Source organism: Bacillus sp. 22475, assembly GCF_052044835.1.
GTDB lineage: Bacteria > Bacillota > Bacilli > Bacillales > Bacillaceae_G > Bacillus_A > Bacillus_A cereus.
This window is the reverse complement of the sequence record NZ_JBQENW010000005.1, coordinates 285,815-299,977: the sequence shown is the minus strand read 5'-3', so window position 1 is coordinate 299,977 and position 14,163 is coordinate 285,815. Positions and strand designations below refer to the sequence as shown.

The window sequence follows — 14,163 nt, the reverse complement described above, 5'->3', positions numbered from 1 at the left end:
TATTATAAACGATTCATAATGTCTTCTTTAATAGTAAGTAACTTTTGTTCACTATTTTGTAAAGAACTATCTTGTACACCGAAGTAGAACTTAATCTTCGGTTCAGTTCCAGATGGACGTAGGCAGAACCATGAACCATCCTCTAATTGATATTTTAACACATTTGATTTCGGTAAGTGAATCTCTTCTTTATGTCCATCTTGTAAAGACGTAACGATGCTTGCTTTATAGTCTTCCACTGCTACGACTGTTAAGCCCGCTACTTCTTTCGGAGGATTCTCACGGAACGTCGCCATCATCTCTTGGATTTGTTCCGCTCCATCTTTTCCTTTTAACGTTAACGATACAAGGTCTTCACGGAAGAATCCGTATTTCTCAAATACTTCTAATAGACCGTCATATAACGTTTTCCCTTGTGATTTGTAGTATGCAGCTACTTCACATGCAAATAGGACAGATTGTACTGCATCTTTATCACGGCAGAATGGGCGGATTAAATAACCATAGCTTTCCTCATAACCGAATTGGAATTCATATTGTCCGCTTTCTTCATACTGTCTAATTTTCTCACCGATAAATTTAAATCCAGTTAACGTATCAATTGTATCTAAACCGTATGCTTTTGCAATTGTACGACCAATCTCAGACGTTACGATTGTTTTTAATACGAAACCGTTTTCCGGAAGCGTTCCGTTTTCTTTCTTTTGAGATAGTAAGTAATCAAGCATTAATGCACCTGTTTGGTTTCCTGTTAATACTTGGAACTCACCATTATGATTGCGCACCGCTACACCTAGACGATCTGCGTCAGGATCAGTTGCGATTAATACATCTGCGCCTACCTTTTCACCGTCACGAATTGCATACTCAAACGCTGCGTGCTCTTCTGGGTTCGGTGATTTTACTGTAGAGAAGTTTGGATCTGGTAACTCTTGCTCTTTTACAACTGTTACATCTGTAAATCCAACTTCTTTTAAACCACGGCGTACAGAAATATTTGATGTTCCGTGTAATGGTGTAAAGACGATTTTTAAGTCTTTACCAACCTTTTGTACCATTTCTTTATTAATGATGACATTGTTCAATTCTGCAGCATATGCATCATCTACTTCTTGTCCAATAATATGTAATAAACCGTCAGCTTTTAATTGCTCTACATCAGCGACTTCAACTGTTAATTCATCTTCTACTGCGTTTACGTAACTAATTAACTCATCGGCCTCTTTTGGAGGCAACTGTCCACCATCTTCACCGTATACTTTATATCCGTTATATTCAGGCGGATTATGGCTTGCCGTAAGAACGATTCCACTTACTGTATGTAAATGACGAACTGCGAAAGAAAGTACTGGCGTTGGACGTAAGCTTTCAAACACATATGTTGTGATACCACGTGCACCAAGTGTAGCAGCAACCTCCATTGCGAACTCAGGTGATTTATGACGAGAATCATAGGCTACAACAACACCTCGTTTTTTCGCTTCCTCACCTAACTTTTCAATAAAGCTTGCTAATCCTTTTGTTGCTTTACGAACTGTATATACGTTTAAACGGTTCGTACCAGCACCAAGTTCACCACGCATACCACCTGTGCCAAACTCTAGATTTTTATAAAAGCTATCCTCGATTTTCTTCTCATCTTGCTTCATATTTTCTAGCTGTTCTTTTAATTCTGCATCTAATTGTACGTAAGAAAGCCAGCGACTAAATTCTTGTTTCCAATTCATTCTATTATCCTCCAATTTCAAATTTAAAAGGTATGCCATAGAACACATACCTTTTAAACTAGTAAATTAATTTCTTATATTTTAATTTTAAATCCTTATTTCTCATACCCATGGGGTTTCTTCTGGTGCCAATTCCAAGCATGTTCAATAATTGTTTTTACATTTACATACTTAGGGTCCCATCCTAACTTCTCTTTCGCTTTTTGAGAAGAAGCAACTAAACGCGCTGGGTCGCCTGCACGGCGAGGTGCTACTTCAGCTGGAACCTCATGATTTGTAACTTCACGAACTGCATCAACGATTTCTTTTACACTGAAACCATTACCATTTCCTAAGTTATAAAAATCGCTCTCTCCGCCACCTTGCAGATCTTTAAGCCCTAGGAAATGAGCCGCTACTAAATCTTCAACATGAATATAATCACGGATACAAGTACCGTCTGGTGTATTATAATCATTACCAAACATCATAATCTTCTCACGTTGGCCTAACGCCACTTGCAACACAAGAGGAATTAAATGCGTCTCTGGGCGATGATCTTCTCCAATAATACCACTTGGAGTTGCACCAGCCACATTAAAGTATCTAAAGATCTTATAACGTAAATTTGAAGCTTGGCTATACCAATGAAGCATCTTCTCGATCGCTAACTTCGTCTCTCCATACGTGTTCGTTGGATTCGTCATCGTTTCTTCAGTAATAAGATCAACATCTACCTCACCATACGTTGCCGCAGTTGAAGAGAAGATAAACTTATCTACCTTAAACTCATCCATTACCTCTAACAAGCAAAGTGCACCATACACATTGTTATTATAATATTGAAGGGGCTGCTCCATACTAACTCCAACTAAAGAATCTGCTGCAAAGTGCATAACCGCCTCAATATTTTCTTGTTTAAAAATATCCCTTAAAAAGGATTTATCACGAAGGTCGCCATTATAAAACTTCGCGCCTTCCGTAATTGCATCTTCATGACCAGTTTGTAAGTTATCTACTACTACTACAGATAAGCCTTCGTCTACTAATTTTTTCACAGCGTGAGAACCGATGTAGCCAGCTCCGCCACAGATTAGGATTGAGTTCATTGTTTTCCTCCTACTATTTTCAAATCTCTTAATTATAAAAGGAAAAGGTATACGAGAACTCGTACACCTTTTATCTCTCCTTCATTACTTAGCTACAAAATAATCAGTTACATATTTCGCCCAAACTTCATGTCCTTTTGCACTTGGGAAACCAAACTCTTCTTGTAAATATGGTAAAATCGCCTTTGTAGATGCATCAGGCCACGCTTCCCAATAATTAACATATGTATAACCATTTTGCGTCGCGAATTGTTTTAATGCTTCAATCGCTTTTGGATAATTCTTCGCACCATACACTGGATTTGATGGTTGAATCATAATTGTAGCGCCTTTTGCACTAGTAGAAAGTGCTTGAACAAACTTCTGTGTATTTGCTACAGAGTTTCCGTTACCACTTTTACCATTATCAGTAATAAATGGTGGTTCAAATAAAATCACATCTGGATTCTCTTTCGCAATCTCTTTATCACGTTTATTCGTAATTAACTCTTCTGTGCTTTCACCCTTATATTCCTTTACAGTCACATTCCATAAACCTTTACCGTAAGCAGTTTCTAAATTAGTTGTTAACTTAGCTGCCCAAGCACCTTTTTCGGATGAAGAAGCTTCATCACCAACAATAACAAGATTTACTGCCTTTTTATCCTCAGCAGCTTTCTTTAACTTCTCTTTCACTGCATCTGGCAAATTCTTCGCGTATGCCTCATTAAAAGATGACTTCGCATCTTGTTTTTCCTCTTCCTTTTTCTCTTCTTTCTTCGCTCCACTATCTTTCACTTCAGCCTTTGTTTTCGTTACTTCACTCGTTTGTCCTGTTGCATTCGCAATCTTCTTATTCCAGTACAATTTACCGCTCACAATCGAAGCAACAAACAATACAAAAATAACAAGGACAAGTACTGCTTTCTTATTCATCGATTCACCTCATCTATTAATCTCACAATATATAATACTAATATAAATCCATGCAAAAATAAACCCAACTCCTTCCAAAGGAGTTGGGTTATTACATCTTACTTAGTTAATTCAAGATGTGCTCTTAACTTATTTGTTATATCTTGTTTCGCTGCATCTGGAACATAGTAGTACCAAATACCATCAGCGGCTTTGTGACCGTCGCCTGGAATTTGAATTTCTTCACTGTTCTCCATACAATCTTTATAATTCTTTTGAATATCAAACATTTGATCTTGCGTTAAACTTGTTTTTACGTTTTTCTCAATTGCTTTTAATACATCACCGTAGCTTGCTAATGAAGAAACACTAGCACCCTTTTTAATTACTGCTTGGATTACTTGACGTTGGCGCATTTGACGGCCAAAGTCACCGCGCGGATCTTCATAACGCATACGAGTATACTTTAATGCTGTTTCACCATTTAAATGAATATTCCCTTTAGCAAAATGTTGCTCTCTTGACGTAAACTCCAAATCGTTATTTACATCAACACCACCAACAGCATCTACAATATCTCTAAATCCAGCCATATTTACTTCAATGTAATGATCAACTGGTACATTTAGGAAATTCTCAACTGTTTTTACAGACATATCAATACCACCAAATGCATAAGCATGGTTGATTTTATCTTTTTTCCCTTTACCTACAATCTCCGTATAAGAGTCACGTGGAATACTCGTAATTTTCATAGATTTTGTTTTTGGATTTAAGGTAAATAACATAAGTGAGTCTGATCTACCTGTCCCATTATCTTCCTGATCTACACCCATCAGTAAAATAGAGATAGGTTTATTATCCGAAACGTCTACTTTCTTATCTCGTTTATCAGACTTATCGCGATCCAAAGGCTTATGCACCGTATTTAACGTATTAGATACATTAGAGTAAACAGTATATGCATATACACCACCAGCAATAACAAGAACACCAATGATACCTAGGATCCAAAATAGAATCTTTTTCTTCATCGTTTTTCCTTCTTTCGGTTAACAATTTTAATAATTCACATATGAACCTATAATACTATACTTCCATATATATGGCTTGTAAATCATTAAAGTATAATGAGTTATTGTACTACAAAGTAAATTTACATTCATTTCATAATTCAAATAATAAATATAGAGATAACACTAGTCAGGTATTATCTCTATAAATTAATTACTTTATTACTTTTCCAATGATGAATATTGTTTTGTAAAGTAGTTTTGATACTCACCCGTTACAATCGCTTTCCACCATTCTTCATTATCTAAATACCACTGAATCGTTTGAGCAATTCCTGTTTCAAATGTATAAGTTGGTTTCCAACCTAACTTTTCTAGCTTTGTTGGATCAATTGCGTAACGTTTATCATGACCTAAGCGATCTTGAACGAACTCGATTAAGTCTTCTGATTTACCAAGCGTACTAATAATTGTTTGAACTACTTCTAAATTTGTACGTTCATTATGTCCACCAACATTATACACTTCACCATTTATACCTTCATGCATAACTAAATCAATTGCGGCACAATGATCAATAACGTGTAACCAGTCACGAATATTTTTACCGTCTCCATATACAGGAACCTTTTCATCATTTAATACACGTGAAATTGTTAATGGAATTAATTTTTCTGGGAAATGGAATGGTCCATAATTGTTTGAGCAACGTGTAATATTAATTGGTAAACCAAATGTTTCATGATACGCTCGAACTAATAGGTCAGAAGAAGCTTTACTTGCGCTATATGGGCTATTTGGTTGTAGAGGCGTCTCTTCTGTAAAGAATGTAGTTGGATCAAAATCTAATTCACCGTATACTTCATCTGTCGATACATGAACAAATTTAGTAATACCAAACGCTTTTGCTGCATCTAATAATACTTGTGTCCCTAATACATTGGTACTAATAAATACTTCAGGTTCAGTAATAGAACGATCCACATGACTCTCTGCAGCAAAATGCACAACATAATCAAATTTTTCTTGTTCAAATAGTTGGTTTACCGCTTGACGGTCTACGATATCAACCTTAGCGAATGAATAGTTATCTTTGTTCTCAATATCTTTATGCTTTGTTAAATCTCCTGCATATGTCAATACATCTAAATTTACAATATGATAATCTGGATATTTATTTACCATATACTGTACAAAGTTTCCTCCAATAAAACCTGCGCCACCTGTTACTAATACTTTCTTTTTTTCCATCTTATTTCACCTCTTGTTGTAATTGTGTAATATAATGTTTTGTTGCTTTCTTCCAATCTTGTAATGGCTCAAATCCATTATCAATTAATTTCTGCTTAGACATACGTGAATTTTTAGGACGTACTGCACGAGTAGGATACTCTTCTGTTGTAATACTATTTACTTTCACATCTTGTCCTGCTATTTCAAAGATTTCTTGCGCAAATTCAGCCCAACTACAGAAACCTTCATTTGTAGCATGATATGTACCATATTTCTCTGTTACAACCATATCAACTAACAACCGAGCTAAATCATATGTGTAAGTTGGTGATCCTATTTGATCCCCAACAACGTTCAGTTCATTACGTGTCTCACCTAAACGAAGCATCGTTTTAATGAAGTTATTTCCATTAATACCGAATACCCATGAAATACGCACAATAAAGTTGTTATCTATTAAACTTCTAACTATTTTTTCCCCCTCATGCTTTGTTAAACCATAGTACCCAACCGGATTAGGCGCATCAGTTTCTACAAATGCATGAGTTCCTTCTCCATCAAATACATAATCTGTACTAATATAAACAAATTTAGCATTTAACTTTTTTGCTGCTGTAGCAAGGTATTTTGTACCTTCTACATTCACATTCCAACAAAGTTCTTTATCATCTTCAGATTTATCAACAGCCGTATATGCTGCACAATGAATAATTGCATCTGGTTTTACTTTATCTACAAATTCATAAACCGCTGCTTCGTTTGTAATATCTAAATCTTCTATTCCAATACCTTGCATTTCTAGCCCTTGCTTTTCTCCACGTTTTACTACGTCATATCCAAGCTGACCATTATAACCGGTTACTAAAATTTTCATTTTTTTACTCCCCGTATACAAAGTTTTTTTCTGCTTCTTTTAATGAAGGTGCTTTTTCGTCTTTTTCAGATAGCACCGGTTGAATTTCCATTGGCCATTCTATACCAACCTCAGCATCGTTCCAAATGATTCCTCGATCACATTCAGGTGCATACAATTCATCAACTTTATACTGCACCTCAACATCATCTGTTAATGTCATAAATCCATGTGCAAATCCTTTTGGAATTAATAACTGTTTTTTATTCTCAGCGCTTAACTCAATACCGAACCATTGACCGTATGTAGGGCTTCCCTTACGAATATCTACTGCAACATCAAATATTGAACCACGTGTACAACGTACAAGCTTAGTTTGTGCTTTAGGATTTAATTGATAGTGTAAACCACGAAGTGTTCCTTTGGTTGCAGAAAATGATTGATTATCTTGTACAAATTGTAAATCAATACCTGCTTCTCTCATTGCCTGATCACTAAAAGTTTCCATGAACCAACCACGGTGATCCCCAAATACTTTTGGTTCAATTACCTTTACACCTAACAAATTTGTATCTACAATTTTCATTATGTTCACTCCAAATTAGTATTTAATACCACCGTTTGCTACTTTTAATAAATATTGACCATAGCCATTTTTAGAACATTGATCACCTGATTCAATTAGAGTTTCTTTATTAATCCAGCCATTAATAAAGCCAATCTCTTCAAGAGCAGCGATTTTAATTCCTTGATGGTCTTCAACTGTTTTCACAAAGTTTGTTGCATCTACAAGGCTTTGATGTGTACCTGTATCTAACCATGTATAGCCACGACCTAATAATTCAACTTCTAGTTCACCATTTTCTAAATACGCTTCATTTATAGACGTAATTTCTAATTCACCACGTGCTGATGGTTTAACATTCTTAGCAATTTCAACTACACGATTATCATAGAAGTATAAACCAGTAATTGCATAATTTGATTTTGGCTCTTCTGGTTTTTCTTCTACGCTCAATACTTTTCCATTCTCATCAAATTCAACCACACCAAAACGCTCTGGATCATGTACATGATAGCCAAATACTGTCGCTCCGCTTTCTTTCTGGGCAGCTCGCTGTAACATTTTTCTCATTCCGCTACCATAATAAATGTTATCCCCTAATACCATAGCCACAGAATCATCACCAATAAATTCTTCACCCAGAATAAATGCCTGTGCTAATCCATCTGGACTTGGTTGAACTTTATATTGAAGGGAAATTCCAAATTGAGATCCATCCCCTAATAAAGCTTCGAAACGCGGTGTATCCTCAGGTGTTGAGATAATTAAAATTTCACGAATTCCCGCTAACATCAATGTAGATAATGGATAATAAATCATTGGTTTATCATATATCGGTAATAGTTGTTTACTTGTAACCATTGTTAATGGATATAATCTCGTTCCACTTCCACCTGCTAAAATAATACCTTTCATAATTCCGCTCCTCTACCTTCAACTTAATATTTATTCTTTTAAAATACTATATTTTAAAATTAACTTGATGCAACTTTATCAATTACTTCTTTAAGGCGAGAAACATGTACTTGTAAAGAATACTCAGCCTGAAGTTTTTCCTCAGCGAGCATTCCCATTTCTTCTAACATATTAGTCTCGTGTTCCTTAACTACTAGCTCAATATATTTTTCCCAATCATCTAGACTATGAGTTAAAAAGCCGTTCTTCCCATGATCAATTATGCTTGTATTAACACCCACTGCATCAGCAATAGTTGTTTTTCCAACACTCATATATTGTAATATCTTCAAACCACACTTTCCTTTGGACCAATCTGAATCCTCCAACGGCATGATTCCAACATCAATTTGGCTTAAATTCTCATATTCGGTTTCTTCGGACCAAGCTAACTCCTCTACAGCAAAATATGGTGAGTTGGGTATATAATTCAAATTTCCACCTATACACCTAAATACAATCTGCTTCTTATATTTATCAGCCACTTTGTCAAAAATAGGTAATATCTTTTTAAAGTATGATGAGTTTCCTGGATTTCCTATCCATCCAAAAACAATCTTATCTTTTAAACTTGAATCTCTATCTATATTTTTCACACAGTTCAAATCAATAACAGTCGGTATGATAATTGTATTGGAGTTTATTTGTTTACAATAAGATTCCAAGAATTCATTTCCACAAATAATCATGTCTGAAATTTTAATTATCCTATCATAACGCTTTCCATATTTCAGATTATAAAGTAACTTATTTTTTTTATTACTTATCTCTGAGGTGTCATCTAAGAAGATTGCATCATCTAAATCAAAGATAATTTTAGCTCCCTTTCGCTTTAATAACCGTTCTAACCAAAATAATCCAAAGGGATATATGTCCCTGTGAACCAAAAGAATGTCTCCCCTTTTTACCTTAAAAATTAAAGATAATGGCTTAAACAATAAAAATATTAAGCGATAAAAGACACTAAATAAGTTATTACTCTTAAATAAACTATATGTAGTATCATCTAAAAATTGAAAGGTTTCTTTTTCCAATTGAATATTTAGATATGGCAGAAATTGAAACACTCTATATCTAGAACTTGCACCTCTTCTACCAGTCGGTGTACAAAAATAGATTTTCACTTTTCAATTCTCCCTATCTGGATATTTCCTTGTTATTCAAACTTCCCATATTATTACGAAGTCCATCAATAAAGCCTTTACCCATCATTTTTATTTTTTTAAACTTGTCTTCTTCAATGACAATAGTATCAAGCATAATTTTAAAAACACCTTTAGTAGATAAAAATACTCTAATTGGGTATTTAAAAAGGTATTCTTTATATAACTGAACTGTATTACGATAAATATAATATTTTCTTATCTCATTATGATTAAGGGCTTTCCATTCTTTTTTCCCGATTTTTAATATATGTTTCTCTCTTCCCAACCTATGACGCAAAATAGCATCCTCAACTTGATAAACTTTATATCCATTTTTTTTCAATCTAAAACAATATTCAATATCAACCATATCGATAAAATATTCGTCCTTAAACCATCCAACAAGAGAAAATGATTTTGTATTAATAAGACTACCAGATGTTATAGCCGCATCTATATATCCACTACCACGATTTTTACCTTTTCCATTATAATCAGTAATAACTGGTGCTAAAATCATAATTTTTTCATCTTTTTTATCATTATATGCCTTTAAGAGATTCTCTATCATATTCTCAGGTACCGAACTATCATCATCTAACGTTAATGCCCACTGAAAACCATTTCTTTCAGCGTATTCACACCCTTGGTTTAAAGCTGTAGCTATACCTAAATTCTTTTCATTATAAATAATAGTACAGTTCTCTATATCTCTCTCAATTTTTTTCAACAGATGTTTACTCTGATCGGAAGAGCTTCCATTATCTACTATTACAACGAAATCAATTAAATTTTTTATTTTTTTCACATTTTGATATATATTCTCTTCGGGATTATAAGAAACAATAACAGCACAAACTTCTTTTTTCATTATTTTTACCTCATTTTAATTAGTTAGCTATATATTTTCTCTTTCAAATCTTTATGTAAATTCCGTTCCTTTTTTATTCCATATATACATTAAAAATTTTGTCGGAATACTACATTTAATTAAACCTTTAATACAGGTACTGATATCGATTGTTTTACTTTTATATGCCTTATAATAAATCTTACTCGCTTCTTTCTTTCTTCCATTAGCTAGCAAATGATATACTACAAACATCAATAAAAATGAGTGGTATGCCCTTATAGATAAGTCTTTTTTTACATTTTCTCCCCACTCAATAGATAGGTAGAACTTATTATTATTTCCTACCCTTCCTTCCCTTTTCTCATGATGATAAATTGTCAAATGTTCCTGGAAATTTATAAATTTTGCTCCATTATTTCTTAAACGCAAACAAAAATCGATATCTTGATGCTTTCTTAATTCTGGGTTAAATAATGTTTTCTTGCCTAATTGACTAGAAAACATATAAGTACTTGCTTGAACCCAAGTACCATTATTATTAATGAACATATAGTCCATAATATCCTCATGCTCTTCTAAATCTCTATTAGTAGAAAGGGTTTCTTTTTCATCATCTTTTACTATTAAACCAGTGAAGCAAACTATATTATCTGTTTGTCCACTAAGTTTAATAAAATCTATTTGCTTTTCTAACTTATTCGGTAACCATTCATCATCCGAATCTAATAAAGCAATATATTCACCTTGACTTTGCAGAATCCCAGTATTTCTTGGTCTAGTGCCATGAGTGTTTTCTTCTAACTTTATATATTTAATTCTGCTATCTTTATAACTGTTAATAATTTCTTCTGTATTATCAGTTGAAGCATCATCCACAATTATTAATTCAAAATTAGAATATGTTTGAGATAATACACTATCAACTGTCCTTCTTATCAAGTCCCCTCTATTATAAGTAGGTACAACCACACTTATTAATGTTTTTTCCATCTTAACCACCGTCTTTTCTGACTAAAAGTTATACATAACTTAACGCTTAACTAAAAAGTTTAAAATTTTAAATATCACTGCTCTAAAATATGAAATTGGCAACAAGCAAATAAACAATATAATCGTTATAGAAGAAAAAATCATAACTCCATTTATCAATAAAGTGCCTATGCCATTCACTTTAATAGTGAACCAACTCATTATATTTTCCACGACGATTATAGTTCCAAGAGAGATACTTGTTAATAAAGTAAAGTGCATAAAATAGGACTTGACACTGCATTTGAATCCTGCTTTAAATAATATATACGGCCTCCAAAATACAATTATAGGTAAACTACTCGCTAAAGTCCCCAAGTACACTCCTATAACACCATACATTTCACCAAGATAAATTGAAACAAATAAATTTATAATAACTTGAATCAATGGCGCATACACGTCCCAAAAAATCCCATAACCGTCTTTAAAATAATCTACCGTTCTTCTAGTAACTTGGATAAAGAAATTACACGCAATAACAAAAACTAATGCTTGAGTAAAAACATACTCTTTTCCAATCCATACCCCAATAAACTCGTTTGCTAGCTTATAAAACGTATATGAAGCACTTATACCAATAAAAAATTCTAAATAATATAACTGTAAAAATACTTTATAAGATTTTTTATTATTTCCTTCAGATATTAAATTACCTATGCTAGCAGTAAACCCATTAAATATTTGCGAAATAATAGTTGTTAATCCATTTACTATCAGTAAATAATTAGAATATAATGCAATATCTCTTGTAGTTGAAACAATTGAAATTATTATACTATCAGTTTGTGTAGTAACTGTTCCCGAGATTTTGTGCACCATAATATTTTTTATATTAGTTAAAACACCTTTATTATCTCTCGCTAATTCCTTATATTTTTTTAATGATGTAAGATTTAACCAAGAATATTTTCTATCAATCTCTCTATTAATTAAAATATAAGTAATTACATTTCCTAAACATTCTAAAATAACCCATGCCAAAAAATTCTTAGTATATAGTATTACTGTAATTTGGATAACTGTTTTTACTATTCTTATTATCCCCGTTGTTCTTGTAATAACATAAGCATTTTGATCTGAAATAGCTAATACATGCTTATATGTCATGAAGTATGAAAAGGCTGTAGTTATTAAAAATAATAAATACGTTACATAAACCTCTATACTACTAAGATTGGATTTAAAAATAATATCAAAAAAAGGAATTACTAAAACTCCAACTCCTAATATTAAAAAACCTATAATACTATAGGTTATTTTTATAAATTTCATTAACTCGTTTATCTTCTTAAAATTCTTATCTTGAAGGTGAGAATAAAGTGTGTATGCAATAGCAGCAGACACACCCAATTCCATTAAGCTTACTACGCCAATGATATTAGTTACGATAGTAATTAAGCCTAAATAATCAGTATTAAAAATCTGTAAGAATATGGCCCTAGAAAAGAAACCCAAAAACAAATTAATAAAATTAAATGACAAATTATAAATTATGTTTATAAAAGATTTTTTTGTTCTCATCTTTAAAACCCCTGCACTCTAAAACTTCCTTAGCACTAAATATCGCCATTAGGTTTACTATTTTTTTTTCTATAGACCTTAATATTTTTCAATTTCAACTTAATTCCCATATACATAAGAACATACAGACACCAAACGTTACTTACGGTCATAGGCCTAATAAAATAACTTTCATTAAATTCATGAATAAATAATAAAATCAAAAATACAATTGAAAAGTAATCCATTAGCTCCTTTTTATTTGCATTTATTCTCATATTATTTATTACATAACAAATAAAACTTAGTACAACTACTAATAATCCAATAATCCCCATATTAGCAATGATATCAATATAATTATTATGTGCATGTGGAACATCTGTGTACATATAAAAATCAACATAATTTTTGGTTGCACTATCTTTAATCCAAAAGCTATCAAATCCATATCCTAATATCCAATGATTATTCATCATTGTGAAAATAGCATTCCATATACTCGTTCTTCCAGTAAAAGTAAGATCTCTTCCTAATAACCCGAATATATTATTAATATTCATAGCTAAATAAATCCCAAAGGTAAAAACTGCTCCTAAAGTAAGCGAGGTAAACATCATTCTTAAATAATTATTTTTCACCTTTCGGTATAAGGCTAAAGTTATGGTTAAGCAAATACCTAGTAATAATATTACTAAGCTAGTTACAGACCCACTGTTAAAAAGAATTATTCCCTGGACAAGCATTACCAATAAATAAATTCCTTTTTTATACATTTTTTCAGAATCAAGAAAATAGAAAAATGTGAGAACAGCATATAAAAACATTGAAAAGCCTAATGGATTTTTATGTACAAACACACCAATCCACTCACCGTTGGATGCAATACCTTTATCTGGTTCTATTTGAATAGTGAATAGTGAAACAACAGTAATAAACAAGCCTACCACAAAAATAAGGCGCAATATCTCTTTAAACTTATATACGCTAATTAAAAAAAACATTATTAGCGTAGGCATGATCAAATAAAAAACTGCAGATTTAAAGCTTTCACTTGGATAATTTGACCACATAAAAGATACAAATGCATATATTAAAATACACACTATACTTTTAGAAAGGTAAATCTTTCCTTTTTCTAAAAAGATGTATAAAATAATTCGAACACTATAGTATCCATAGATTAGTAAAATCATACTATCTTTTGGAAAAACCGTCCTAATAATCCCTATTGATGTCAAGTAGAAAAGCATCATGAATAATAGATAATCTATATACTTTACTAATCCTTTATAATTCATTAAAA

Annotated in this window: 13 protein-coding genes; all 13 read right to left on the bottom strand. The window is 32.5% G+C overall.

What is annotated here, in order from left to right:
- Window positions 1–2 precede the first annotated feature (2 nt).
- The gene (locus ACTJJY_RS11570) at window positions 3–1,727 is read right to left on the bottom strand and encodes a phospho-sugar mutase (RefSeq protein ID WP_440605544.1); all 1,725 of its coding nucleotides are present in this window, start codon (window positions 1,725–1,727) and stop codon (window positions 3–5) included.
- Between the two features lie 95 nt (window positions 1,728–1,822).
- A complete protein-coding gene (galE, locus tag ACTJJY_RS11565) occupies window positions 1,823–2,815 on the bottom strand; it encodes a UDP-glucose 4-epimerase GalE (RefSeq protein ID WP_440605543.1) in 993 nt (330 codons plus the stop codon).
- Between the two features lie 84 nt (window positions 2,816–2,899).
- On the bottom strand, window positions 2,900–3,730 hold the full coding sequence (locus tag ACTJJY_RS11560) for an SGNH/GDSL hydrolase family protein (protein WP_440605542.1): 831 nt from the start codon (window positions 3,728–3,730) through the stop codon (window positions 2,900–2,902).
- Window positions 3,731–3,828: 98 nt separating this feature from the next.
- Window positions 3,829–4,743 (bottom strand): polyisoprenyl-teichoic acid--peptidoglycan teichoic acid transferase TagU, encoded by a 915-nt coding sequence (gene tagU / locus ACTJJY_RS11555; RefSeq protein ID WP_050292989.1) that lies wholly within the window; start codon window positions 4,741–4,743, stop codon window positions 3,829–3,831.
- Between the two features lie 201 nt (window positions 4,744–4,944).
- On the bottom strand, window positions 4,945–5,973 hold the full coding sequence (gene rfbB / locus ACTJJY_RS11550; protein ID WP_075676654.1) for a dTDP-glucose 4,6-dehydratase: 1,029 nt from the start codon (window positions 5,971–5,973) through the stop codon (window positions 4,945–4,947).
- Window position 5,974: 1 nt separating this feature from the next.
- The gene (rfbD, locus tag ACTJJY_RS11545; protein ID WP_440605541.1) at window positions 5,975–6,829 is read right to left on the bottom strand and encodes a dTDP-4-dehydrorhamnose reductase; all 855 of its coding nucleotides are present in this window, start codon (window positions 6,827–6,829) and stop codon (window positions 5,975–5,977) included.
- A gap of 4 nt (window positions 6,830–6,833) precedes the next feature.
- A complete protein-coding gene (gene rfbC / locus ACTJJY_RS11540; protein WP_000706172.1) occupies window positions 6,834–7,394 on the bottom strand; it encodes a dTDP-4-dehydrorhamnose 3,5-epimerase in 561 nt (186 codons plus the stop codon).
- Window positions 7,395–7,409: 15 nt separating this feature from the next.
- On the bottom strand, window positions 7,410–8,288 hold the full coding sequence (gene rfbA / locus ACTJJY_RS11535; protein ID WP_075676656.1) for a glucose-1-phosphate thymidylyltransferase RfbA: 879 nt from the start codon (window positions 8,286–8,288) through the stop codon (window positions 7,410–7,412).
- A gap of 59 nt (window positions 8,289–8,347) precedes the next feature.
- Window positions 8,348–9,451 carry a glycosyltransferase gene (locus ACTJJY_RS11530; protein ID WP_440605540.1) on the bottom strand — a complete coding sequence of 368 codons (1,104 nt, stop codon included), beginning with the start codon at window positions 9,449–9,451 and terminating at the stop codon, window positions 8,348–8,350.
- 13 nt (window positions 9,452–9,464) lie between these two features.
- A complete protein-coding gene (locus tag ACTJJY_RS11525; RefSeq protein ID WP_075676660.1) occupies window positions 9,465–10,343 on the bottom strand; it encodes a glycosyltransferase family 2 protein in 879 nt (292 codons plus the stop codon).
- Window positions 10,344–10,394: 51 nt separating this feature from the next.
- Window positions 10,395–11,315: a glycosyltransferase family 2 protein gene (locus ACTJJY_RS11520; protein ID WP_440605539.1), complete on the bottom strand. Its 921-nt coding sequence runs from the start codon at window positions 11,313–11,315 to the stop codon at window positions 10,395–10,397.
- A gap of 39 nt (window positions 11,316–11,354) precedes the next feature.
- Entirely contained in the window at window positions 11,355–12,878 is a 1,524-nt protein-coding gene (locus tag ACTJJY_RS11515) for a lipopolysaccharide biosynthesis protein (RefSeq protein ID WP_075676664.1), read from the bottom strand.
- Window positions 12,879–12,913: 35 nt separating this feature from the next.
- Window positions 12,914–14,158, bottom strand: coding sequence for an O-antigen ligase family protein (locus ACTJJY_RS11510; RefSeq protein ID WP_440605538.1), 1,245 nt, complete (start codon window positions 14,156–14,158; stop codon window positions 12,914–12,916).
- Window positions 14,159–14,163 lie beyond the last annotated feature (5 nt).

Bases quoted from the DNA above. Each gene is read 5' to 3' on its own strand.
- ACTJJY_RS11570 (WP_440605544.1), bottom strand. From the start codon at position 1,727: ATGAATTGGAAACAAGAATTTAGTCGCTGGCTTTCTTACGTACAATTA.
- galE (WP_440605543.1), bottom strand. From the start codon at position 2,815: ATGAACTCAATCCTAATCTGTGGCGGAGCTGGCTACATCGGTTCTCAC.
- ACTJJY_RS11560 (WP_440605542.1), bottom strand. From the start codon at position 3,730: ATGAATAAGAAAGCAGTACTTGTCCTTGTTATTTTTGTATTGTTTGTT.
- tagU (WP_050292989.1), bottom strand. From the start codon at position 4,743: ATGAAGAAAAAGATTCTATTTTGGATCCTAGGTATCATTGGTGTTCTT.
- rfbB (WP_075676654.1), bottom strand. From the start codon at position 5,973: ATGGAAAAAAAGAAAGTATTAGTAACAGGTGGCGCAGGTTTTATTGGA.
- rfbD (WP_440605541.1), bottom strand. From the start codon at position 6,829: ATGAAAATTTTAGTAACCGGTTATAATGGTCAGCTTGGATATGACGTA.
- rfbC (WP_000706172.1), bottom strand. From the start codon at position 7,394: ATGAAAATTGTAGATACAAATTTGTTAGGTGTAAAGGTAATTGAACCA.
- rfbA (WP_075676656.1), bottom strand. From the start codon at position 8,288: ATGAAAGGTATTATTTTAGCAGGTGGAAGTGGAACGAGATTATATCCA.
- ACTJJY_RS11525 (WP_075676660.1), bottom strand. From the start codon at position 10,343: ATGAAAAAAGAAGTTTGTGCTGTTATTGTTTCTTATAATCCCGAAGAG.
- ACTJJY_RS11520 (WP_440605539.1), bottom strand. From the start codon at position 11,315: ATGGAAAAAACATTAATAAGTGTGGTTGTACCTACTTATAATAGAGGG.
- ACTJJY_RS11515 (WP_075676664.1), bottom strand. From the start codon at position 12,878: ATGAGAACAAAAAAATCTTTTATAAACATAATTTATAATTTGTCATTT.
- ACTJJY_RS11510 (WP_440605538.1), bottom strand. From the start codon at position 14,158: ATGAATTATAAAGGATTAGTAAAGTATATAGATTATCTATTATTCATG.